The organism is Microvirga thermotolerans (genome assembly GCF_009363855.1).
GTDB classification, from domain to species: Bacteria; Pseudomonadota; Alphaproteobacteria; order Rhizobiales; family Beijerinckiaceae; genus Microvirga; species Microvirga thermotolerans.
In genome coordinates this window covers 1457026-1480562 of record NZ_CP045423.1, presented here as the reverse complement: position 1 = coordinate 1480562, position 23537 = coordinate 1457026, and the positions used below count along the sequence as shown (strand labels likewise).

Genomic DNA, 23537 nt, shown 5'->3' with positions numbered 1-23537 from the left:
AGCGTCATGCGCATCGGAATGAAAACGCTTGTATTCCTGATCGGCGCCCTGCTGATGCTCGCGCCGGCCATCGTGGCCGGCGTGATGTTCACGGATGCCATGCAGAGGCGGGCGGAAACCGCGAACGCCGCCCGTCTACGCGTGCTGGGGGAGATCGCCGCCAATCAGCTCAGGATGCAGATGCTTCGCCTCTGGCAGGACGTCGAGAGCATGTCGCGCATCGTCAGCCTGCAGAATTCCGACGAAGTCCGCCGTCAGCTCACCCTGCTCGCCCGTGTCGACCGGCGCTATACCTGGATCGGCGTGGCCGATGTCGAGGGGAAGGTCCTCGCAGCCTCTCGGGGCATGCTCGAGGGTGCGAGCGTTGCCGAAAGGCCGTGGTTCCGGCGGGGGCTGAACGGCCCGGCGGCGACCGACGTGCACGAGGCCGTGCTTCTCGACAAGCTCCTCCCTGCCGTTCCCGAGCCGCGCCGTTTCGTGGATTTCTCGGCGCCGATCAGAAACGGGGAAGGCGCCGTGATCGGCGTCATCGGCGCGCATTTCGACTGGGGACCGATCAAGGACGGGTTTCACGTCTTCCGCGGACAGGGTGTCGATGCTCTTCTGGTCTCGCGGAGCCGGGAAGTTCTGTCCGGCCCTTCCGATCTCGAGGGAACGATCCTGTCCGTGGGTTCGGCGATCGCCGCCGAACAGGGCGCCTCCGTCTCGCTCCGGGAGCGATGGAGTGACGGCAGGGACTACATGACGGTCGTCGTTCCGTTGGCCTGGAAGGACATGCCCGGCTTCGGCTGGAGCGTCATCGTGCGCGCCGATACGGATACGGTGCTCGATCCGACCCGATCCATCGCGCGGGCCTTCTGGAGCCTGCTCGGTGCCGGGGTCCTGGTCGGTCTCGCCCTGCTCTACCTGTTCGCGACCTGGCTGGCCAAACCGCTCCGGCGGCTGGCGACGACGGCGGAGGCGCTCGCCAACGGCCGTTTCGACCAGCCGCCCCACGATGAGACCCGCTACGAGGAGGCCGCCCGCCTGAGCGCCGCACTCGTGCGGCTTCAGACCCACTCGGTCAGACCCTATCAACCCGCGCCGACCAAGACCGGCAGGAAGGCCAGCCCCGGCCCCTGAGTTCGACGTCGGCCGAACCTCGGCAGTCCGGCTTCCATGTCTTCGACGCGGATCGGCGCGGGCGGCGTGCCTCGGCTGCCGCGCGTCTCGACGATGGCCTGCAGGGCGGGTTGCCCGCTCGGATTCGGCGAACGCCGCGGCGAGCCCGGACAGGGCGCGACATGAAATGAACACATTGGACCACTCAGGGAAATCGCACAGCGCCGTTAACCATCTGTTAACCTTGCCGCTGGCTTTGGTGTCCGATGTGGTACAAACGGCGTCGAGAACAGGGCCTGGCAAGGTCTCCACAACCCTGAGAGTTCATCGTGTCTTCTCTTTTCGGTATCGAAGCGTCACGGGCAGCCCAGTACCTCATCGCCTTCGCGATCATCCTCGTACTCGTGGCTCTCTTCGGTTTGGTTCTTCGCAAGCTCACGGGCGGGCGCCTCATGCTCCCCGGGCATGACCGGGGCCGCAGCCGCCAGCCGCGCCTGGGGGTGGTCGACATCTACGATCTCGACCGGCAGCGCCAGCTCATCCTGCTGCGCCGTGACAACGTGGAGCACCTCCTGCTGATCGGCGGCCCCAACGACGTCGTGATCGAAACCAACATCGTGCGCGTCGCCGGCGCGCGGGTGCCCGCTCCCGCCGCCGAGGCGGCGCCCGAGCGTTTCGAGCCGTCCTTCGAGCCCTCCGCGCGCCCGCAGGTGGAGCCGGCCGCGCGGCCCTCCATCGAAACGCAGCTCGCCGCCCAGCTCGGCGCCTTCATCCGTCGTCCTTCGGAGGAATCCGACGCGGACCAGGAACTCGCCCCCGTCGCCTCGGTCGCGGCGCCCGCCCAGGCGCGGCCGGAGCCCGTTCTCAAGCCCGATCACGTGACCGTCACGGCCGCGCCCGCTGTCGAGCCGCTGCGGCCGCACGAGCCTCCGCCCGCGAGCTTCCTGCGCGCACCGGCAACGCCGGAGCCCGCGGCGCCCGCCCTCCGTCCGGAGCCGCCCAGGCCGGAGCCCCGCCCGGCCGTCGCGCCGACCCCGTTCCAGTCCCGCCCCACCCCGGTTCCGCCGCCTCCTCCGCCCGCGCCCGAGGTGGTGCGTCCGCCCCAGCCGGCTCCCGCCGAAGCGAAGGCTCCCGACGCGGCCATCCTTTCCGACATGGCGAAGCAGCTCGAAGAGGCCCTGAAGCGCCCGGCCCAGCCCGTTCCCCCGCCGCATCGCGAGCCGGTTCCCGCGGAGCCGGAAGCGGAGCCCGCCGACATGGACGAGGACGAGCTGCTGGTGCCCGAGGCCCGGGACGGGCGCGAGGAGCCGGTGCCGGCGCCCGCTCAGCGGAGCGAACCGCCGCGGCCCGCGCCCGAGCCCGTGCGTCCGGCCGCCGCAGCCCCGCAGCCTCCGGCACCGCCGCCCGGCCCCGCGCCGGCCGCCGTCGCCCCGGCCCAGCCGCAGCCCGCTTCCGCTCCGAAGGTGACCGACCCCTTCTCGGTCGAGGAGATCGAGGCCGAGTTCGCCCGGCTCCTGGGCCGCCCCCGCGAACCGGGCGGCAAGAGCTGAAGACGGGAGCACGTCCCGGCTCCGCCCGGCACGAGCGACCAAACGAAAAGGGCTCCGTTTCCGGAGCCCTTTTCGTTGTGCGTCAATCGTCCCGGTAGACCCGCTCGTTGCGCTCGTGGCGCTCCTGCGCCTCCAGCGACAGGGTGGCGATGGGGCGGGCCTCGAGGCGCTTCAGGGAGATGGGATCCCCGGTCTCCTCGCAATACCCGTAGGTGCCATCCTCGATCCGGGCGAGCGCGGCATCGATCTTGGCGATCAGCTTCCGCTGCCGGTCGCGCGCCCGCAGCTCGATGGCGCGGTCCGTTTCGGAAGAGGCGCGGTCCGCGAGATCGGGATGGTTCTCGTTCTCGCTCTGGAGGGCGGCCAGGGTCTCCTGGGCTTCCTTCAGAATCTCCCCCTTCCACCGAATGAGCTTGCGTCTGAAATATTCCCGCTGGCGTTCGTTCATGAAGGGTTCGTCCTCGGACGGTCGATAACCCTCATCGATTACGGTGCTCGTCATTGTCGGCCGTTGATCCCCGATAGACTGTGGCGCCCCTATATCGCCAAGCGCGCCCCGGTACAACGCGCAAGAACGTCATCGATTTGTCTAAGACGCCGCAGGGCCCGCCCCGCCCCTCCCCCAAAAGGATAGGAAAACCGGCCAGTTCCGGATTCCCGGAACTCAGCGCAGGCGCTCCAGCGCCTTGGCGATATCGTTCTCGATGGCCATGGCGATGGGCTGCCGGTAATGGCTCAGGTCGAAGAAATAGTCGGGATTGCGGTTCTCGGGCCGGTCGATTCGCCAGTCCACCACCGCGCTCCTCGGGTGCCCGGCGACGGCCGCCTTCATGGCCGCCTTGCAGGCCCGGTCCTGATAATCCTCCTCCGTCCCGGGGGGCGGGAGGTAGCTCTTGTAGCGGGCGGGATGGACCAGGATCAGCGCGGTCTCGGGCGGCAGGGAATCGGCGAGCGCCTTCAGCCTGTCCGCCACCGGGAACCGGCGCTGCCCCTCCTTGGGATCGCGCTCGAAGGTGGGCTCGCTGGCGTAATAGGGCTTCTCCAGGCGCGCCCTGACCTCGGGACGGGTGTCATAGCCGAGGTTGAGGTAATTGGGCTCGTAGTCCCAGTACCCGTCGGGGCGCGCCCGCTCCGGGTTCTTGCCGAACACGTAGCCGAGCCGGCGCGGCAGCTCCTCGAGGATGTCGTAGCGCATCAGGCCCTTGGCGTATTCCAGCGGGCTGTCGGAATAGAGCCAGAACGGGAAGGGCCGGAAGTTCGGCATGGCCGGGTCGGACGTGCACCAGGTCTCGTCCGCATCGAGCACGAGCGCCTTCACCGGCCCCTTCCGGTGCCTGAGGAACCACTCGACGAGGGTGAAATGCTCTTTCGGTCCGGTGGCGGGGACCGCGAGTTGCAGGAAGTTGAAGCCGGTCCGCTTGTTCAGCCTCTCGGGGGAGAGGAGCTGAATCTGGGAATTGCCGAAGATCGCCGCGTCGAAGGCTGGATCGCGCCCCCGGCTGGCATTGGCCGTGCGCGGCCCCTGGGGCCGCACCCCCGGCCGCTCGAAGAGCCCGGAGCGCCCCGTATCGTAGGGGTCGATGATGTAGGCGGCGGCGAGAATCCCCAGAACGCCGGCGAGCGTCACGCCGACGAGGAAGAGGGAGAAGCGCCGCCAGGCTGCCGCGCCCGACGCCTCGGCCGGGGCCTCAGAACTGGAAGTAGATGAATTCATAGTTCACGTCGTCGCCGATCTTGAACAAGACGATCACGAAGAGGAGCGCGAAGGCGAGCGCGATCCAGCGCCGCGGCGGCAGCTTGTGGACCAGGGTCCAGGCCGTCGGCCCGATCAGGGCGAAGGCCGCCCCCACGGCGATGGCGCGCCATTTCATGGCCGCGCCCTCCGCGCCGAAGCCGAACATGGCCTGATAGATCCGCCAGGCGGCCTCGAAGCTCTGGGCCCGGAACACGATGATGGTCAGCACGAAGAAGCTGAACATGCAGAACCAGCCGAGGATCTTCGGCATGGAGTAGCCGGCCTTGCGCCATAGGGTGTTGGCGGCGAGCCCCACCCCGTGGAGGAAGCCCCAGACCACGTAGGTGAGCCCCGCCCCGTGCCAGAGGCCGCCGAGGGTCATGGTGGCGGTGAGCGCGCCGATCTGCACCGCCAGGCCTTTCCGGCTGCCGCCCATGGCGATGTAGAGATAATCCCGGAGGAAGCGCGACAGGGTCATGTGCCAGCGCCGCCAGAAGTCCTGCAGGGACACGGCGCGGTAGGGCGAATCGAAGTTCTGCGGCAGCACGATGCCGAACAGCAGGCCGAGCCCCAGGGCCATGTCCGTGTAGCCTGAGAAGTCGAAATAGACCTGGAAGGTGAAGCCGAGCGCCGCCTGCCAGGCCTCGCCCATGCTGATCGCGTGCCCCGCGGTGGCGGCCTGATAGACCGGGTTGGCGTACTCGGCCAGTTGGTCGCCGAGGAAAACCTTCTTCGCCAGGCCGATGACGAGGAGCATCAGGCCGCGGGCGAAACGCTCCGCCGCGTCGGGCCGGGCATAGGGGCGCTCCTCGAACTGGTGCATGATCTCGCTCCAGCGCACCAGGGGGCCGGCGAGGACCTGCGGGAAGAAGGCGATGTAGAGCCCGTAGCGGACCAGGTCGAAGCGCGGCGCCCTCCCCGCCTTCAGGTCCGTCAGGTACATGATGTGGTGGAAGGTGAAGAACGAGATGCCGAGCGGCAGGGCGATGTCGTAGTGCGGCGTCGAGACGCCCGGGATCATGTTCGCGAGATCCGCGAAGAAGTTGAAATACTTGAAGATCGCCAGGACCACGAGGTTTCCGGCGATGGCGAGCGGGATCAGGGTGTCCCGGCCCGAGCGGATGAAGGCGCGGGCGATCAGCCAGTTCACCAGGATCGAGACGATCAGCAGGGGCGCAAAGCGCCAGTCCCAGTACCCGTAGAAGAAGAGCGAGAGAAGGAGCAACACCGGCAGGCGCCATTCCGGCCGGAAGCGGTCCACGAGCCAGTGCACCAAAAGCGCAACGGGAAGGAAGGCAAAGAGGAAGACGAACGAATTGAAGAGCATCGCAATCGGAACGGGTCGGACGGCGCGCCATGCTCCCTTCCGCGCCAGAAGGCGCGTTCTTGTGCGGGAATGCGCGGCCCACGTCAACTTTCGAGAGGATGCAACATCCGCGCACCTTCCCGCACCGGAGGGGAGCCCGCGCGGGAATCCCGCGGCCATGAGGCGGGGCAGGCGCCTCGCGAGCGCGCCGGGAAGAGCGTCTTCCCTTGCGTCATTCCGTCCCGGCCTGCCGACCTCGCCCGGCCCGGAAGGGGCCAAGATCCCCGCCCGTGGCGGTCCGCATCTTTCTCTTGCCGCGACAACGGCTTATTGTTTCAATGGATGGAAAAGGCGGTCCCGGGTCCGGACTGCCTGTAAGGGGACCGGCGGTGATCAGGCACGATGCCGCGGACGCTAAATCCTTGGTACAGTCGGCCTTGGCCGAGCATCGGCTGCACGCCTACCACCAGCCCAACGTGGTCCTTGGCGACAACGGACTCTTTGCCTCCGAGGTCCTGACGCGCATCCATTCGCCCTCGGACGGGGTGGAGCCCATCGACCTGGAGAAGCAGCTCTTCCTTTTCGACGACGCCGCCGCGTTGGTCGACGGCGAAATCCTCCAGCAGTCGCTCGACCATCTCGCCCGGCTGCACGGCCTCGGCATGGAGCGGCTGCAGGTCTCGGTGAACGTTTCCGCGGCATCGCTGTGCCGGAGGACCTATGCGGAGCAGCTCACGGCCGCCCTCGCGGCGAAGGGAATCAGCCCTTCGAGCGTCACGATCGAGATCGTCGAGACGGTCAATGTGGAGGCCCATCGCAAGGCGATCTGGGACCTTCACGACATCGGGGTCCGGATCGCGCTGGACGATTTCGGGACGGGCTACGCAAACCTGTTCCACCTGAAGCGCCTGCCGGTCGACTTCGTCAAGATAGACCGGCGATTCATCTCCCGAATCTGTTCGGATTCCTCGGACAGGGCGATCATCGACGCCCTCATCGGCCTCACCAAGACTCTCGGCATCCAGAGCATCGCGGAGGGCATCGAGACCGCCGAGCAGGCGGCCCTGCTCAGGGACATGGGGTGCGACATCGGGCAAGGGTACTTCTTCGGCAAGGCGATGCCGTTCGAGGCATGGCGCGACCTCGTCGCGACCTGGAACCCCCTGCGTTTCAAGGAATCTCCGTAGCGGAACAGGCCGAGGCGCAACGGCCGCGGGCGGGCCGGTCAGGCCGCGGAAGCCTCGGCGCGGCCGATCAGTTCGCCGGCCACGTCGCCGATCTTGGGCGCCTCCTCGCGGATGAAGGGAAGCGGGCGGCAGACCGAGAGCGCGGCGAGGCCGAAGCGGGCGGTCATCAGGCCGTTCAGGACCCCCTCCCCCAGCTTGGCGGAGATGCGCGCTGCAAGGCCGAGGCCGAGGACCTGCTGCAGGAGGCTGTCGCCGACCGCCATGCCGCCGGTCACGGCGAGGTGGTTGAACGCCGCCTTGGCGAGGCGCAGGAAGCCGAAGAGGCCGGGACGCCCCCCATAGATCCGGGCGAGCGTCCGCAGCAGGCGGACGGCGGCGAAGATGACGAAGGCCACGTCGACGATGGCGCGGGGACTCACCGCGGTGACGAGGGAAACCTGCTTCGCCGCCCCCGCGATGGCCCGCTTCGCCTGGGCATCGAGGGGGGCGAGCAGCTCCCGCTCGGCCATGGCGAGACGGTCGTCCGCGTCGATGATCTCCTCCATCGCGTTCATGAGGCGGGCGCTTCCCCGGACGGCGCTCGCCCGGCCGCCGTAGAGGTTCAGCAGCTCCGACACGATGGCCTTGGCCCCCTTGTGATCCTTCACCGCGAGGGCGTCGACCGCGGCCTCCCGCAGGCGCTCGATGGTCTGCTCGCGCCAGATCCCTCTCACCTCCCGGCCGATGAAGGCGAGGAAGGCGAGCGCGGCGACGGCGGCGAGGCCGAGGGCGACCCAACCGAGCCAGGGCGCGACCGCATAGAGATCGACGATGAGCTTCTCGACCGCGAGGCCGAGGGCGAGCACGATCAGGCCCGTCAGGGCCGAGAGCAGGATGCCGAGCCAGGGCGCCCGGCGCCTCTCCGCCACGGGGACGGCAGCGCCCTCGGCGGCCTCGATGGCATCGAAGGGCTCCTCGGTCACGACCACCGAGCCGTCGGCGAGGCTCGGATCGTCGAAGCGGAAGGCGCGGGGCTGGCGGCTCATGCGAAGCGGTCTCCGAGCAGGAATTCAAGAGCGCGGTCGAGGCGGATATGAGGCAGTTTCGCCATGCGTCCGGCCGCATCGACGGGCAGCTTCGGCGGCCTGAACCGGGGGAACCGGAGCGAGCCCGGCGGCACCGCCCCCTGGAACACGGCCTCCGCCGTCTCGGGCAGCTCGCCGGGAAAGATCGCGGCCTCCGTCTCTCCGTCGAAGATCTCGTCCCCCACGCGCTCGCCGGCCTCGGGCACGCCGGCGACGGCGCGCAGGGTCTCGCGGCCTTCGCGGATCGTCGTCTCGCGGGTGGCGCGGACGGAGGCGAGAGCGACCGTCCCGACCCGTGCGCCCGCCGCCTCGGTCCGCCGGGCGGCGCGGCCGACGAGAAGCCGCAGGATGGCATCGAGGCGGTCGTGGTCCGTATGGTGGATGTGGTCGGCCTTGGTGGCGGCGAAGAGCACCCGGTCCGCCCGCGGCGAGAAGAGCCGGGAGAGGAAGGTGTTGCGGCCGATCCTGAAGGCCAGGAGGACCTGATCGAGCGCGTCCTCCAGTTCCGCGAGCGCGACCGGGCCCGCGTCGATGGCGGCGAGCACGTCGACGAGCACGATCTGCCGATCGATGCGCTGGAAGTGCTCGCGGAAGAACGGCCTCACCACATGGGTCTTGTAGGCCTCGAAGCGCCGCTCCATGAGGGCGGCGAAACTGCCCGACGCGATGGACCGTCCCGCAGGAAGATCGAGCGGCGCGAAGGTCAGCGCGGGAGAACCCGCCAGGTCTCCCGGCATGAGGAAGCGGCCGGGCGGCGTGGTCGCGACGGCCTCCTCGCTGGAGCGAAGGGCGAGGAGATAGGCCTTGAACGCCTCGCTCGCCCTGGCGGCCAGCATCTCGTCGGGGGGACCGGACGGGTCGAGGCCGGCGAGCGCCGCGTGCCAGGGCGCGGCAATGGCGGCGCGGTCGCGACGGCGGCTCGCCTCGACGGTCTGGCGGGACCATTGCGCATAGTCGGCCTCGATCAGCGCCAGGTCGAGCAGCCACTCGCCCGGATAGTCCACGATGTCGAGGGCAAGCGAGGCCGGCCCGCTCCGCCAGCCCGACCGGCGCTCGTATTCGATGTCGACCCGCAGCTCGCTGATGCGGCTGGTGGATTGCGGCCAGCGGCGCTCGCCGGCAAGCGCCGCCATGTGCTCCTCGAACGGGAAACGGGGAACCGCGTCGTCCGGCTGGTGCGCGAGATGGGCCCGCCTGATGCGCCCCTCGGCGGAAGCCCTGAAGGCCGGGAGGCCGGTGCCCCGGGTGAGATGGTGCACGAGGGCCGTGGTGAAGACGGTCTTGCCGGAGCGGGCGAGGCCCGTGACCCCGAGGCGGAGCGAAGGCTGAACGAGCTGGCCCGAAGCCTCCCAAAGGGACTGCGCCGCCGATCCGGCGCGGGAGGCGATGTTGGTAAGCACTGACACGAAGGCCCCGAACTTTGCTTTGGACGCCTATGAGATGGGCCCTGCCCCACCGAATGCAAAGCGAGCCCGGCATTTTTTCCCGCCAGGCCGGCGGCCGGGGTCCATGCCATCCCGGCGACGGCACCCATGAAAAACGGGTCCACGGCATGCCGTGGACCCGCGGAAAGAGGAAATCCGTTCGCCGCGCGAGGCGCTCAGGCGGCCCGGCTCACGCTCTTGTCGTGGGCGAAGGCCCAGTAGAGCTCGCGGGCCCTGCGGTAGAAGGTGCCGGGCTGGAGATCGCGGTCGTCGATGCGCAGGACCGGCATGACCTTCGAGTAGTTGCCGGAGATGAAGATCTCGTCCGCATCCGCGAAATCCTCGTAGCGCAGGTGCGTCTCGACCACGGTGGCCCCGTCGTCGCGCAGGAGCTGGATCACCCGCTGGCGGGTAATGCCGTTCAGGAACGTGCCGTTCGGAGCGGGCGTGTAGACTACCCCGTCCTTGGCCATGAATACGTTGGAGGTGCCGGTCTCGGCCACGTAGCCGAGGGCGTCGCAGACGAGGGCGTTGTCGAAGCCCTTCGCCCTGGCCTCGCGGATGACGCGGGCATTGTTGGGATAGAGGCAGCCGGCCTTGGAGTCGGTCGGCATCGATTCGAGGGTCGGGCGGCGGAAGCTCGACTTCATGACCGAGAGGCCGCCCGGCACCGGCATCGGCGCCTCGAAGAGGGACAGGCAGAACTGGGTCGATTCCGGATCCGGCGCGATGGTGGCCAAGCCTTCCGCCTCGCCCCAGTACATGGGCTTCACGTAGAGGGCGGTTCCCGGAGCGAATTTCCTGACGCCTTCGCGCACCAGCTCCTCGATCGCCTTGGGGTCCATGGTCGGCTTGAGGCCGATGGTCGTCGCGGAGCGGTTCACGCGCTCGCAGTGCCGGTCGAGGTCGGGCGCCACGCCTTCGAAGACGCGCGCGCCGTCGAACACCGACGAGCCGAGCCAGGAGACGTGGGAGCGGGGGCCGATCAGGGGCGGGTTGCCCTCATGCCAGGCGCCGTTGAACCAGTTCCATGTCTGCGAGTACCAGGCCACGTGACTCAATCCCTCAAGGTCAATGCTGCTGCCCTATCGAATCCCCTCGCGGCGTGAGCGTCAATCGCTCGTTGCCGGCAAAACATGAAGACTTGTGATGGAACGCATGACCCTTCCTGATCCATTGCAAGATCGCGGCTCGGGTGAGAAGCTTCGCCATGGCTGTCTCCGATCTTTTCGCCGGCGCGAAGGCCGTCGTCTTCGATGCCTACGGCACTCTGTTCGACGTCCATTCCGCCGTCGCGCGCCATGCCGCCGCCATCGGTCCCGACGCGGCGCGGTTCTCGGATGTCTGGCGTGCGAAGCAGCTGGAATATTCCTGGGTCCTGTCCCTGGCGGGCCGCTACGAGCCGTTCTGGGCACTGACCGAGCAGGCCCTCGATCATGCCTTCGCGCGGTTCCCGCAGGTGGACCGGGCGGTGAGGCCCGGGTTGCTGGAGGCCTACCGCAGCCTCGACGCTTACGCAGACGCCGCCCCCGCTCTCGATGCCCTGCGTGCCCGCGGCCTGCGCACCGCCATCCTCTCCAACGGCGACCCGGCCATGCTGGAAGCCGCCGTCGCCTCGGCGGGCCTCGACGAGCACCTCGATGCGGTGCTCTCGGTCGATGCGGCGAAAGTGTTCAAGACCCACCCGCACGCATACGGGATCGCGCTTGCGGCCTTGTCGGTCGCGGCGGAGGACGTGGTGTTCGTCTCCTCGAACCGCTGGGACATCGCCGGCGCGACGGCCTTCGGCTTCCGCACGGCCTGGATCAACCGCGCCGGTCTGCCGGACGAGTATGCGGAGCTCGCGCCCCATGCGGTGGCGGGATCGCTCCGGGACCTGCTGTAGGCGCCACCCCAGGGCGGCGCGCGCCTCCCGCGTCGTCCCGGGCCCGCGAAGCGGAACCCGGGCTCCATAAACGCGGAGGGAGCAGGATCAAGTGCAGCGGCAGCGGCCGATCCTGGTCCTGACACGCCGATGCTCATGGCGTCCGGGCGCGCCTGCGGCGCCCCGGAACGACGATGGGAGTGTCGCGGCGGTGAGCACTATACCCGCGCCTTACTTCGCGAGCGCGGCGAGAATCCGCGCCCAGGAGCGGGTGCCCTTGTGGAAGCTCTTGAGGTCGTACTTCTCGTTCGGCGAGTGGATGCGGTCGTCGTCGAGGCCGTAGCCGACGAAGAGCGTGTCGAGTCCGAGGGTGCGCTTGAAGTCGCCGCCCACAGGAATGGAGCCGCCCATGCCGATGACGATGGGATCGACTCCCCATTCGTCGTGCAGGGCGCCCTTCGCAGCGGTGAGCGCCGGGAAGTCGTGCGGCAGGGAGAGCGCGCGCGAGCCCTTGTGGTGGATGAACTCCACGGAGCAGTCGGCCGGGATGCGCTCGCGCACGAAGGCCTGGAAGCTGGCGGCGATCTTCTCCGGATCCTGGTCGCCCACGAGGCGGAACGAGACCTTGCAGCGGGCCTCCGAGGCGATCACGGTCTTGGTGCCCTCGCCCGTGTAGCCGCCGATGATGCCGTTCACGTCGCAGGTGGGGCGGGACTGGATCTGCTCGAGGAGCAGGCGTCCCTTCTCGCCCGCGGAATGCTTGAGCCCGACCTGTCCGAGGAACTCCTCCTCGGTGAGGTTGAGCTTCTTCCACTGCTCGAGCACCTGCGTCGGCGTCTCGTGCACGCCCTCATAGAAGCCCGGTATCGTGATGCGGCCGTTCTCGTCGTGGATCGCGGCGATGATCTTCGAAAGAACGTGGATCGGGTTCTGCGCGGCGCCGCCGAAGGTGCCGGAATGCAGGTCGCGATCCGCGCAACGCACGATCACCTCCTCGTAGACCATGCCGCGCAGGGACGAGGTGATGGCGGGCGTGTTCTGGTCCCACATGCCCGTGTCGCAGACGAGCGCCACGTCGGCCTTCAGCTCGTCCTTGTTGGCCTCGATGAACTCGGGAAGGAACTTCGAGCCGTCCTCCTCGGCGCCCTCGACCAGGAAGGTGATGTCGATGGGAAGAGAACCCGTCACGGCCTTCCAGGCGCGGCAAGCCTCGACGAAGGTGAGCACCTGCCCCTTGTCGTCGGAGGAGCCGCGGGCGCTGATGGCCTTGCGCCCGTCGGGCAGGGTGATCATGCGCGGCTCGAAGGGCGGCCGCTCCCACAGATCGAGCGGATCGACCGGCTGCACGTCGTAATGGCCGTAGAAGAGCACGTGCGGCTTCTTCCCGCCCTTCGCGTGGCCGACGACCGCCGGATGCCCGCCCGTTTCGCGCAGGGACGCGTCGACCCCGAGCCCCTTCAGCTCGTCCACGAGCCACTGCCCGGCCTTGCGGCAATGCTCCTTGTAGGCGGGATCGGTCGAGATCGACGGGATCGTCAGCCACTGGAAGAGGCGCTCCAGGGAGGAATCGAGATCGGCGTCGATCTTGGCGAGGACTTGGTCGAGCTGGGACATGGCTTCTTCGCTGCTTGTATCGAATCGAGGCGCGTCACGGTGCGCCTAACGCCGCGGCACGGCAAGGGGGTGCGCGACCGTCCTTCCGGGCCACGCCGCCGTGTCATTCCGGGGCGAGCGAAGCGAGAGCCCGGAATCCATGGCCGCCGACGGCGGCAGGCGAAGCATGCCGGCCGTCGCAGTTTCCATCCCAAGGCTCTGGCGCGTATGGGTTCCGGGCCCAGCGCGCCGCGCCGTCCCGAAAGGACGGGGAGCGGGGGAAACTACCGCCGCAGCAAGCCGCCCAGCGTCCCGCGCACGATGGCGCGGCCGATGGAGCTGCCCTGGCGGCCGCCGAGGGTCTTGCCGATCTCGGCGGCGATGTTGCCGACCGTCTGGTTCACGATGGTGCGCGTCACCTCGCGGGTGACCCGCTGCCCGACCGTGAGCGTTCCCTTGCGCTGGCCCGTGGTGCCGAAGAGGCTGCCGAGCATGTCGAGGATGCCGCCGCCTCCCTGGGCGGCCTGGGCATCGGCGGTCGCCTTCTCGGCACGCTTCGCGAGCATCTCGTAGGCGGATTCGGAATCGATGGGCTGATCGTATTTTCCGCGCAGGACGCTCGATGCGACGATCTGCTGGCGCTGCGAGGGATCGATGGGGCCGACCTGCGCCATGGGCGGCGCGATGAGCGTGCGCTCCACCATGGACGGCGTGCCCTTGCCCTCCAGGGTCGAGACCAGCGCCTCGCCGACGCCGAGTTCGGTGATCGCCTTCTCCGTGTCGAAGGCCGGGTTCTGCCGGAAGGTCTGCGCCGCCACGCGCACGGCCTTCTGCTCCCGGGGCGTGTAGGCGCGAAGCGCATGCTGGACCCGGTTGCCGAGCTGGGCGAGCACGGTCTCCGGAATGTCCGCCGGGTTCTGCGTCACGAAATAGACGCCGACGCCCTTCGAGCGGATGAGGCGCACGACCCGCTCCACGGTCTCGATAAGGGGCTTCGGCGCGTCGCCGAAGAGCAGGTGCGCCTCGTCGAAGAAGAACACCAACTTGGGCTGGTCGAGGTCGCCGACCTCGGGCAGTTCCTCGAACAGCTCGGACATGAGCCACAGCAGGAAGGTGGCGTAGAGCCGCGGGTTGGCCATCAGCTTGTCGGCGGCGAGGATGTTGACGATGCCGCGCCCGTCCCTGTCGGTGCGCATCAGGTCCTTGATGTCGAGCGCCGGCTCGCCGAGGAACTCGTTCCCCTTCTGGTTCTCCAGTACGAGAAGCTGGCGCTGGATCGTGCCGATGGTCGCCTTCGAGACATTGCCGTAGGTGGTGGTCAGCTCCTGCGCATTGTCGGCGACGAGCTGCAGCAGGGCGCGCAGGTCCTTCAGGTCGAGGAGCAGGAGGCCCTGCTCGTCGGCGATCCGGAAAGCGATGTTGAGAACGCCCTCCTGCGTGTCGTTGAGGTCGAGCAGGCGCGAGAGGAGAAGCGGTCCCATCTCGGAGACCGTCGCGCGGATCCGGTGGCCCTGCTCGCCGAACAGGTCCCAGAACACCACCGGGAAGCGGTCGGGCCCGTAGTCGATGCCGATGTCCTTTGCGCGCTTGACGAAGGCGTCCTTGGCGTTGCCCTCCGCAGCGATGCCGGAGAGATCGCCCTTGATGTCGGAGGCGAAGACCGGAACGCCGGCCTGGGAGAATCCCTCCGCGAGGACCTGCAGAGTCACGGTCTTCCCCGTTCCCGTCGCACCCGTGATCAGGCCGTGCCGATTGGCGAGCGCCAGATCGAGATATTCCGGCTTGGTGCTTCGTCCGATGAAGATCTTGCCGTCCTGCAGCATCACGGTCCTCCAAATGTCTCTTCAGTCTAGGGAATTCGTTTCGCCCTTTCCACTGCCCGCCTTGATTTCCCGACCGGCAGGCGCGAATTATCCGCTCCGACCTTACTCAAGGAGATTCTCATGGAAGAGCTCATCGCCCGCGTCACCGAGAAAACGGGCCTGGAGGCCTCCGTCGCCAGGAAGGCCATTGGGCTCATCTTGGCCTTCCTCCGCAAGGAAGGCCCGGCGAACGAGGTGAACCAGCTCATCGCGGCCCTGCCCGGCGCGGAGGAGGCGATCGCCCAGGCCGGCGGCGGTGGGGGCGGCCTCATGGGCATGATGGGCGCCATGGGCGGCGGCGTGATGGCCCTCGGCGGCCAGCTCATGAGTGCCGGCGTCTCCATGGGCCAGATGCAGCCCCTCGGCCGGGAGCTCTTCGCCTACGGTCGCGAGAAGGCGGGCGAGGACGTGATGGGCCCCATCGTCGGCGCGGTTCCGGGGCTCTCGCAGTTCGTGTAGCCGGACCGTTCGACGCGGACGCGAAAGGCGGCCGTCCCCGCGAGGACGGCCGCCTTTCCTTTTCCATCAACGGTCCGGCCGTTCAGGCCGCTTCCTTGAGGAGCCCCTCGGCGGACATGGCCTGCCGAACGGCGGGACGTGCCGCGACCCGGTCCATGTAGGCGCGAAGGTTCGCATAGGGCTTCAGGTCCACGTTCAGCAGGTTCGACCAGTTCACGATGGTGAAGGCATAGGCGTCGGCCACGGTGAAACGGTCCCCCGTGAGGTAGTCGCGCCCCGAGAGCTCCTCGTCGAGGATGGCGAAACGGGCCGCGAGCCGCTCGCGAACCGTCTTCTTCGTGCCCTCCTCCGTCTCGGGGTGCCAGAGCCAGGGGCTGAACGACTTGTGCAGCTCCGTGGCGACGAAGTTGAGCCATTCCTGCACGCGGACCCGCTCGAGGCTGCCGGGCGCAGGCAGGAGGTCGCGGTCGCCGGCCTTGTCGGCCAGCCATTGCAGTATGACCGCCGCCTCCGTCAGCCGCTCTCCGCTGTCGAGCTCGAGCACGGGAACGACGTTCTTGCGGTTGACGCTCGTGAGGGGTTCGCCGGTTTCCAGCCGGTGCTTGAGGAGGTCGACCTTGACCAGATCGAACCTGATCCCCGCCTCGCGGGCCGCGATGTGGACGGCGAGGGAGCAGGCTGCGGGACTGTAGTAGAGCTTCATGGGGTCTTCCTTTCCGTTCGGCCGCCGAAGCGGCAGTGAGGGAGGGATACGACTTGCATCGACGCAGATCCATTTGTGTGTTCGTCATCACGACTTGCAGCAACGCAAGCGGTCGGTTATCCTGCTCCCATGGACGACTGGAACGACCTGCGCCTCGTGCTCGCCATCGCCCGCAACGGGAACCTGACCGGGGCGGCGAAGGAGCTCGCGGTCAATCACTCGACCGCCTTCCGCCGGCTCGGCGCGCTGGAGGAGACCCTCGGCGTCAGGCTCTTCGAGCGCCTGCCGGGGGGCATCTACGCACCGACCCAGGCCGGCGAGCGCATGGCGGCGACGGCGGAGCGGATCGAGACGGAGACCGCCGCCCTGGACCGGGAGATCGTCGGGCGGGACCGGAGTCTCACGGGCCGTCTGCGGGTGACCTCGTCGGAGACCCTGGCCTACCGGCTCCTGACGGCGCAGATCGCCCGCTTCCGGCAGGTTCACCCGGGCATCGTCGTCGAACTCGTCATCGACAACCGCATCCTCAGCCTGTCCCGCCGCGAAGCCGACATCGCCCTGCGCGTCTCGCGGCCCCGCGAGGGGGACCTGCATGGCCGCAAGCTGTCGGACGTGGCCTGGACAGCCTACGGTTCGAAAGGCCTCGTCGAAGGGGGTGCGCCGGTCCGGAGCCCGGCCGATCTCGCCGCCTTTCCGGTAATCGGCTGGGAGGAAGGCGCCCGCGGCATCAACGCCGCCGACTGGCTCGCCGAGCACGTCCCTCCGTCGGCCTTCGCATACCGGACCAACAGCATCGTCAACCAGTTGGTCGCGGCCAAGGCGGGGATCGGCGCGGCCGTCCTGCCCTGCTACCTGGGAGATGCCGAGCCGGACCTGATCCGCCTCGTCCCCGAGCCCATTCCCGAACTCGGCCGGGAGCTGTGGATCGTGACCCATGCGGACCTGCGCCGCACCGGACGCGTGCGGGCCTTTCTCGACGTGGTCGGCGAGGGGCTTGCGGCCGAGCGCCCTCTCCTGACCGGCCTCCGGCCCGCATCATGACGACGAAATGCCGAGCCCTTGCGGGCTTTGGTTCCACGGTCGAACCGGCTACAAGGCCGACAGCAGCTTTCGCACGGGACGTTTGCCATGGACGATCTTGCCCTCGCCGCCGAATTTCCCACCTCCTCCCGCGAGCAATGGCTCAGGCTGGTCGAAGGCGTGCTGAAGGGGGCGGATTTCGAGAGGAAGCTCGTCTCCCGAACCTACGAGGGGCTCGCCATCCAGCCCCTCTACCCGAAGGCGGAAGGCACCTCCCCCATCGCCCGCGCCGAGCCGGGCCCCTGGCGGATCGCCCAGCGGATGGACCATCCCGACCTCGAGGCGGCGAACGCCCTCGCCCTGGCGGATCTGGAAGGCGGGGCGGATTCCCTCGCCCTCGTCACCCGGAAGGCCCCCTCCGCGCGGGGCTTCGGCCTCGCCGCCGAGACGGTGGACGAGCTGGACCGGGTCCTCGCGGGCGTGATGCTCGACCTCGTCCATGTCCGTCTCGATGCGGGCGGGCGCGGGCGGATCGTGGCGGGGCACTTCGCCACCCTCGCGGAGCGGCGTGGGCACGCCCTGTCGCAGATCTCCGCCGATCTCGGGCTCGATCCCATCGGCGCCATGGCCGCGCTCGGCGTCCTCTCCGCCCCCTGGCCGGTGGTGGCGGGCCGCCTCGGCGAGACCCTGGCGGACCTCACGGAGCGCGGCTTCGCGGGGCGGACGGCGCTGGCCGACGGGCGGCCCTATCATGAAGCGGGCGCCGGAGAGGCGCAGGAGCTGGCCGCGGTGCTCGCCACCGGCGTCGCCTACCTGCGCGCGCTCGAGCATTACGGCCATTCCCTCGAGGCGGCACGGGACGCCCTCTCCTTCCTCCTGGTGGCCGACGCGGACGAGTTCCTGACGGTCGCCAAGTTCCGCGCCCTTCGCCGCCTCTGGGCCCGCGTGGAGCAGATGTCCGACCTCGTCCCCAAGCCGATCCGCCTCCATGCGGAAACCGCCTGGCGCATGACGACGCGGCGGGACCCGTGGGTGAACATGCTGCGCGGGACCATCGCCGCCTTCTCGGCCGGCATCGGCGGCGCGGATTCCATCTGCGCCCTGCCCTTCACGGCGGCCCTCGGCCTGCCTGACGCCTTCGCGCGCCGGATCGCCCGCAACACGCAGCTGATCCTGCTCCACGAATCCAACCTCTGGCGGGTGGCGGACCCCGCCGCCGGCGCGGGCGGCTTCGAGGCGCTGACGGACGCGCTTTGCGAAAAGGCCTGGTCCCTCTTCCAGGAGATCGAGCGCGACGGCGGCATCGTGGAGAGCCTCATGCGCGGCACGCTCCAGGCCCGCATCGCCGAGACCCGCGCCCGCCGCGAGCGCGCCGTGGCGACCCGCAGGGAGCCGATCACCGGAACGAGCGAGTTCCCCAATCTGGGCGAGGCCGAGGTGGCGGTCCTTCTCCCTTCGCCAGCCGCGGGCGCAGCCGCGCAGGGCGGCAACGCCGCGCCCGCCGAGGCCGTCCACATCGCGCCGCTTCCCAGTCTCCGCACGGCGGAGCCCTTCGAGCGTCTGCGCGACCGCTCGGATGCCCTGCTGGCCAAGACCGGCACGCGACCGAAGGTCTTTCTCGCCAATCTCGGCCCGCTCGCGTCGTTCACCGCGCGGGCGACCTTTGCCAAGAACTTCTTCGAGGCGGGTGGAATCGAGGCCGTCTCCAACGACGGCTTCGCGGACCTAGGCGCGCTTCTCGAAGCGGCGTCCGCCAGCAGGGCCCGGCTCGTCTGCATCTGCTCCTCGGACGAGATCTACCAGGAACAGGCCGTCGGCGCCGCGAAAGCCCTGCGCGGCGCAGGTTTCGGCCCCATCTACCTGGCAGGCCGCCCGGCAGGCCTGGAGCAGGACCTCCGGGAAGCCGGCGTCGCGGACTTCATCTTCCTCGGATGCGACGTTCTGAGCGTCCTCGCCGAAGCCCTGGACCGCGCAGGCGCCTGAAGGCCGGCGGCTGGGGAACCCGGGTCTCGGCGGCGTCAAAGGCGTGCATGTCCGGGGTCCGGGCGCGCAGAGCGCGAAAAGGTAGCCCCCACACGGAGAGACGTCTAAAATCTCCCCAAACCCTCTCGTTTCGCGCCGAACAGAACCGCAAGTCGCCATGACACGCATTCCGGACTTCTCGAGCGTTTCCTGGGCCGAGCCGCCCATGCCGACCCTTTCCGAGGCTAAGGGTACGGAGCCCTGGCTCACGCCGGAGGGCATTCCCGTCAAGGGCGCCTATGGCGAGGCGGACCGGGCGGGGATCGACTTCCTCGACACTTATCCGGGCATCCCGCCGTATCTTCGCGGCCCCTACCCGACCATGTACGTCAACCAGCCCTGGACGGTCCGGCAATATGCCGGCTTCTCCACGGCCGAGGATTCCAACGCCTTCTACCGGCGCAACCTCGCGGCCGGCCAGAAGGGCCTGTCGGTCGCCTTCGACCTCGCCACCCACCGGGGCTACGATTCCGACCATCCCCGCGTGGCGGGCGACGTGGGCATGGCGGGCGTCGCCATCGACTCGATCTACGACATGCGCACCCTGTTCGCGGGCATCCCGCTCGACCGGATGAGCGTGTCGATGACCATGAACGGCGCGGTGCTGCCCGTGCTCGCGCTCTACATCGTCGCGGCGGAGGAGCAGGGCGTGCCCGCCCACAAGCTCTCCGGCACGATCCAGAACGACATCCTGAAAGAGTTCATGGTGCGCAACACCTATATCTACCCGCCCAAGGGGTCGATGCGCATCATCTCGGACATCTTCGCCTACACCTCGGCGAACATGCCGAAGTTCAACTCCATCTCGATCTCCGGCTACCACATGCAGGAGGCGGGAGCGACGCAGGACCTGGAACTCGCCTACACCCTCGCGGACGGCGTCGAATACATCCGCGCCGGGCTCGCGGCCGGACTCTCCATCGACCAGTTCGCGCCGCGCCTGTCCTTCTTCTGGGCCATCGGCATGAACTTCTTCATGGAAGTGGCCAAGATGCGCGCCGCGCGCCTTCTCTGGGCGAAGCTCGTGAAGCAGTTCAACCCGCAGAACGAGAAGTCCCTGCCGCTGCGCACCCACAGCCAGACCTCGGGCTGGTCGCTCACCGCACAGGACGTGTTCAACAACGTGGCGCGCACCTGCATCGAGGCCATGGCGGCGACGCAGGGACACACCCAGTCGCTCCACACCAACGCCCTCGACGAGGCGCTGGCCCTGCCGACCGACTTCTCCGCGCGCATTGCGCGCAACACCCAGCTCTTCCTGCAGCAGGAAAGCGGCACGACGCGGATCATCGACCCCTGGGGCGGCTCCTACTACGTCGAGCGCCTCACGAAGGAGCTGGCGGAGAAGGCCTGGGGCCATATCCAGGAGGTGGAGGCGCTCGGAGGCATGGCGCGGGCCATCGAGGCAGGCATTCCGAAGCTCAAGATCGAGGAGGCGGCGGCGCGCACGCAGGCGCGGATCGATTCCGGCCACCAGATGATCGTCGGCGTCAATGCCTTTCGCCCCGCCGACGAAGCCCCGATCGAGATTCTCAAGGTCGACAACGCCGCCGTCCGCGCCCGCCAGATCGAGAAGCTCAAGCGTCTCAAGGCCGAGCGCAACCAGGCCGACGTGGATGCGGCGCTCGACGCGCTCTCCAGGGGCGCTTCCACGGGCGAGGCCAACCTGCTCGACCTCGCCGTGCAGGCCGCGCGCGCGAAAGCGACGGTGGGCGAGATTTCCGACGCCTTGGAGAAGGTCTGGGGCCGTCACCGGGCGGAGATCAAGGCGATCTCCGGCGTGTACAAGCGGGAGGTCGGAATGGAATCGCCGAAGGTGGAGAAGGTCCGCCGGCTCGTGGAGGAGTTCGAGGAGAACGACGGCCGCCGCCCGCGCATCCTCGTCGCCAAGATGGGCCAGGACGGCCACGACCGCGGCCAGAAGGTCATCGCCTCCGCCTTCGCCGATCTGGGCTTCGACGTGGACATCGGCCCCCTCTTCGCAACCCCGGCGGAGGCAGCGCGGCAGGCGGTGGAGAACGACGTCCACATCGTCGGGGTCTCGTCCCTGGCCGCCGGGCACCTCACCCTCGTCCCCGAGCTGCGGGCCGAACTCGCCCGGTACGGCCGCGATGACATCATGATCGTGGTCGGCGGCGTGATCCCGCCGCAGGACTTCGACTCGCTCTACGCCGCCGGCGCCTCCGCCATCTTCCCGCCCGGCACCGTGATCGCGGATGCGGCCGTGAACCTCATCGCGGAGCTCAATCGCAGGCTCGGCTACGGATCGAAGGAGGCGGCGGAGTAGGGTCCCTCCGGAGGGATCCGCATCGCCGCGGAAGTCTCCGGCTCCACCATCCCATAGGATCGTCCCATAGGTCGCTTTCAGCCGGGTGCGGCCCAGAGATGGCGCACGTCTCCGGGGGCTCCATTGACCTGCCGCCGTCCGGGAAGCCAGGGCGACACGACGCGGTGGGCGTTCTACATCCTCTCGCGCTCGATGGCGCGCTTGACCACCTGCTCCACCTCCTTGTTCGACAGGAACAGGTCGTGGTTGATGATGCCGCCGCCGAACTCTGAGGCGTCGGCCACCCGCACGCCCAGGGCCTCCAGCCGCTCGCGCTCGGCCGCGCCGGCCCGGACGATGCCGCCGGCGAGACGGCTCGACACGGCGAGCGCCCGGTCGTTGGTGGAGCTGATGACGGTGATCTTCTTCGCGTCCGGCCCCAGGCGCTCGATGCCGCGGGCGAACAGGTCGATGTCGATGTCGGGCGCCGCCATCACGATGGCGCCGATCTTCTCCATGGCGGCGGGCCCCGCATCCGTGCGCAGCATCCGCAGGGCCTCGAGGGTCAAGAGGGTGCCCATGCTGTGCGCCACGATGTGGACGCGCCCGCCGCTCGGGGTCTTGGCGATGGCGGCCAGGAGGTCCTCCAGGGAATCCCGCGACCACATGGCGGCCTCCCGATCGGCCACGTAGCTCAGGGTCGAGCCCGCGGAGGGCCAGGTGAAGAGGCCCGTCATGCCGGAGAACCGGATTCCCTCGGACAGCTGGATCGTCGAGGTGGCGGCGGTCTCGAAGCTCTCCCTGTAGCCGTGGACGTAGAGCAGGAGGTCGCGGCCTAGGGCGGCCTGCGCGAAGGCCGCCGCCGCGCCGGTCCGGGTCACGTTCTCGACGGAGGCGATGCTCCAGCCGCCGCGCCCGATGAGGGAGCGGCCCGGCGGCGTCAGCCGCGCCTCGGCGAAGATGAGGTCAGGCGAGCGCTCGCTGCTGAACCAGGGCTTCTGGATCGGGTCTCCGACCGGCAGGCGCGTGGTGGCGATCAGCAGCCGCGGATCGCTGGCAAGCCCGGGACGCGGCGCGGGAGGCGCGCTCGTCAGGGCGGGTTCGCCGCCGAGACAGCCCGAGAGGACGAGGCAGACGAGACCGGCGAAGGACAGGCGTGCGATGCGGGGCAGCATGGAATCATCTGGCGGGAGAGAATGCGGACCGGCTCTTTTGCCGGGGATGATGGCGAGGACAAGGCGGGCGTGGTCCGTTCCCGCATGACTCCCCCGCCATGGTAAATCCTCGGTGAACCGTCCCGGCGCCCTGTCGGAGCCGTTTTCGGGAAAACCGGTTCCCACTTTTCCCGAAAATGCTCTAAGCCTGTCTCATGATCGGGGGCACGTCAGGCAGGAATCGCGTCTCGGCGGAGGCGGTCGCGAGCGGCGACCGCGCCGCGCTGGCGCGCGCCATCACGCTCATGGAATCGCGCCGCCCCGACCACAGGGCCGCGGCGCAGGACCTTCTCCAGACCCTGATGCCGCGTACGGGCCGCGCCATCCGGGTCGGCATCACCGGGGTACCCGGCGTCGGCAAGTCGACCGCCATCGATTCCCTGGGCAGCATGCTGACCGGGCGCGGTCACAAGGTGGCCGTGCTCGCCGTCGATCCCAGCTCCGCCCGCACCGGCGGCGCCATTCTCGGCGACAAGACCCGCATGGCGCGGCTCGCCGCGGATCCCAACGCCTTCATCCGCCCCTCCCCCTCCTCCGGCACCCTCGGCGGCGTCGCCGCCAAGACCCGGGAGGCGATGCTGCTGTGCGAGGCCGCGGGCTTCGACGTGATCCTTGTGGAGACGGTGGGCGTCGGCCAGTCGGAGACGGCAGTCGCGGACCTGACCGACTTCTTCCTGGTTCTCATGCTGCCGGGCGCCGGCGACGAATTGCAGGGGATCAAGAAGGGCATTCTCGAACTCGCCGACATGATCGCCGTGAACAAGGCGGACGACGCCGGGGCCCGGGCCAAGGCCGCGGCAGCCGAGTACCGCGCGGCGCTCCACATCCTCACCCCCGCCTCGGCGGCCTGGAGGCCGCCCGTGCTGACCGTCTCCGGGCTGACGGGCGAGGGGCTCGACCTGTTGTGGGACAAGGTGCTCGACCACCGCCGCCGCCTGGAGGCGACGGGGGAACTCGCGGCCAAGCGCCGGGCGCAGGACGCGAAATGGATGTGGGCGCTCGTCCACGAGCGCCTGCACGACCGGCTCACCCACGATCCGGCCCTGCGCAGGCGCGTCCCCGAGATCGAGCGGCAGATCGCGGCAGGCCGCCTCTCCCCCACCGCGGGCGCGGAGGAGATCGTCCGGCTCCTGGGCCTCTGACGGCAGGGCCTCGAGCGCCGTGCCG

General features: G+C 69.0%; 19 protein-coding genes. 9 read left to right on the top strand and 10 right to left on the bottom strand.

The window, feature by feature from the left end; genetic code table 11:
- Window positions 1–18 precede the first annotated feature (18 nt).
- Both GDR74_RS06925 and GDR74_RS18145 read left to right on the top strand, forming a co-directional pair.
- Entirely contained in the window at window positions 19–1122 is a 1104-nt protein-coding gene (locus tag GDR74_RS06925; RefSeq protein ID WP_194164655.1) for a cache domain-containing protein, read from the top strand.
- A 308-nt stretch (window positions 1123–1430) separates the two neighbouring features.
- On the top strand, window positions 1431–2651 hold the full coding sequence (locus GDR74_RS18145; RefSeq protein ID WP_246179925.1) for a hypothetical protein: 1221 nt from the start codon (window positions 1431–1433) through the stop codon (window positions 2649–2651).
- A gap of 82 nt (window positions 2652–2733) precedes the next feature.
- Here the strand turns inward: GDR74_RS18145 and dksA are convergent, their stop codons facing one another.
- The 3 genes from dksA to GDR74_RS06895 form a co-directional block, all read right to left on the bottom strand.
- Window positions 2734–3153, bottom strand: coding sequence for an RNA polymerase-binding protein DksA (dksA, locus tag GDR74_RS06905; protein ID WP_152585618.1), 420 nt, complete (start codon window positions 3151–3153; stop codon window positions 2734–2736).
- 162 nt (window positions 3154–3315) lie between these two features.
- The gene (locus GDR74_RS06900; RefSeq protein ID WP_152585617.1) at window positions 3316–4365 is read right to left on the bottom strand and encodes a hypothetical protein; all 1050 of its coding nucleotides are present in this window, start codon (window positions 4363–4365) and stop codon (window positions 3316–3318) included.
- The gene (locus GDR74_RS06895) at window positions 4340–5713 is read right to left on the bottom strand and encodes an MBOAT family O-acyltransferase (RefSeq protein ID WP_152585616.1); all 1374 of its coding nucleotides are present in this window, start codon (window positions 5711–5713) and stop codon (window positions 4340–4342) included. The genes GDR74_RS06900 and GDR74_RS06895 overlap by 26 nt, the downstream gene beginning before the upstream one ends.
- 416 nt (window positions 5714–6129) lie before the next feature.
- Between GDR74_RS06895 and GDR74_RS06890 the strand changes: the two genes are divergently transcribed.
- Complete coding sequence (locus GDR74_RS06890) at window positions 6130–6879, top strand: EAL domain-containing protein (protein WP_194164654.1); 750 nt, start codon at window positions 6130–6132, stop codon at window positions 6877–6879.
- 38 nt (window positions 6880–6917) lie between these two features.
- Here GDR74_RS06890 and GDR74_RS06885 read toward each other — a convergent pair whose 3' ends face one another.
- The 3 genes from GDR74_RS06885 to GDR74_RS06875 form a co-directional block, all read right to left on the bottom strand.
- The gene (locus GDR74_RS06885) at window positions 6918–7904 is read right to left on the bottom strand and encodes a YcjF family protein (RefSeq protein WP_152585614.1); all 987 of its coding nucleotides are present in this window, start codon (window positions 7902–7904) and stop codon (window positions 6918–6920) included.
- Window positions 7901–9349 carry a YcjX family GTP-binding protein gene (locus tag GDR74_RS06880; RefSeq protein WP_152585613.1) on the bottom strand — a complete coding sequence of 483 codons (1449 nt, stop codon included), beginning with the start codon at window positions 9347–9349 and terminating at the stop codon, window positions 7901–7903. Before GDR74_RS06880 ends, GDR74_RS06885 begins: the two co-directional genes overlap by 4 nt.
- 194 nt (window positions 9350–9543) lie before the next feature.
- Window positions 9544–10419 (bottom strand): branched-chain amino acid aminotransferase, encoded by an 876-nt coding sequence (locus GDR74_RS06875; protein ID WP_152585612.1) that lies wholly within the window; start codon window positions 10417–10419, stop codon window positions 9544–9546.
- 158 nt (window positions 10420–10577) lie between these two features.
- Here GDR74_RS06875 and GDR74_RS06870 point away from each other — a divergent pair, with 158 nt between their 5' ends.
- Window positions 10578–11252 (top strand): haloacid dehalogenase type II, encoded by a 675-nt coding sequence (locus GDR74_RS06870; protein ID WP_152585611.1) that lies wholly within the window; start codon window positions 10578–10580, stop codon window positions 11250–11252.
- A gap of 210 nt (window positions 11253–11462) precedes the next feature.
- Here the strand turns inward: GDR74_RS06870 and GDR74_RS06865 are convergent, their stop codons facing one another.
- Together GDR74_RS06865 and GDR74_RS06860 are read right to left on the bottom strand one after the other, a co-directional pair.
- The gene (locus tag GDR74_RS06865; RefSeq protein WP_152585610.1) at window positions 11463–12845 is read right to left on the bottom strand and encodes a M20/M25/M40 family metallo-hydrolase; all 1383 of its coding nucleotides are present in this window, start codon (window positions 12843–12845) and stop codon (window positions 11463–11465) included.
- A 263-nt stretch (window positions 12846–13108) separates the two neighbouring features.
- A complete protein-coding gene (locus GDR74_RS06860; RefSeq protein ID WP_152587681.1) occupies window positions 13109–14647 on the bottom strand; it encodes a helicase HerA-like domain-containing protein in 1539 nt (512 codons plus the stop codon).
- A gap of 120 nt (window positions 14648–14767) precedes the next feature.
- On the opposite strand from GDR74_RS06860, the gene GDR74_RS06855 reads away from it, so the two are divergent.
- On the top strand, window positions 14768–15145 hold the full coding sequence (locus GDR74_RS06855; RefSeq protein ID WP_152585609.1) for a DUF2267 domain-containing protein: 378 nt from the start codon (window positions 14768–14770) through the stop codon (window positions 15143–15145).
- 82 nt (window positions 15146–15227) lie between these two features.
- Here the strand turns inward: GDR74_RS06855 and gstA are convergent, their stop codons facing one another.
- Window positions 15228–15848, bottom strand: a complete 621-nt coding sequence (gstA, locus tag GDR74_RS06850; protein WP_152585608.1) for a glutathione transferase GstA — start codon at window positions 15846–15848, stop codon at window positions 15228–15230.
- Between the two features lie 129 nt (window positions 15849–15977).
- Between gstA and GDR74_RS06845 the strand changes: the two genes are divergently transcribed.
- The 3 genes from GDR74_RS06845 (at window position 15978) to scpA (ending at window position 21177) form a co-directional block, all read left to right on the top strand.
- Window positions 15978–16889: a LysR family transcriptional regulator gene (locus GDR74_RS06845; protein ID WP_152585607.1), complete on the top strand. Its 912-nt coding sequence runs from the start codon at window positions 15978–15980 to the stop codon at window positions 16887–16889.
- 87 nt (window positions 16890–16976) lie between these two features.
- Window positions 16977–18851 carry a methylmalonyl-CoA mutase family protein gene (locus tag GDR74_RS06840; protein WP_152585606.1) on the top strand — a complete coding sequence of 625 codons (1875 nt, stop codon included), beginning with the start codon at window positions 16977–16979 and terminating at the stop codon, window positions 18849–18851.
- 157 nt (window positions 18852–19008) lie between these two features.
- Window positions 19009–21177, top strand: a complete 2169-nt coding sequence (scpA, locus tag GDR74_RS06835; protein WP_152585605.1) for a methylmalonyl-CoA mutase — start codon at window positions 19009–19011, stop codon at window positions 21175–21177.
- Window positions 21178–21350: 173 nt separating this feature from the next.
- Here the strand turns inward: scpA and GDR74_RS06830 are convergent, their stop codons facing one another.
- Window positions 21351–22331, bottom strand: coding sequence for an alpha/beta hydrolase (locus GDR74_RS06830; protein WP_152585604.1), 981 nt, complete (start codon window positions 22329–22331; stop codon window positions 21351–21353).
- A 194-nt stretch (window positions 22332–22525) separates the two neighbouring features.
- On the opposite strand from GDR74_RS06830, the gene meaB reads away from it, so the two are divergent.
- Window positions 22526–23512, top strand: a complete 987-nt coding sequence (gene meaB / locus GDR74_RS06825; RefSeq protein ID WP_152585603.1) for a methylmalonyl Co-A mutase-associated GTPase MeaB — start codon at window positions 22526–22528, stop codon at window positions 23510–23512.
- Window positions 23513–23537: the final 25 nt, after the last annotated feature.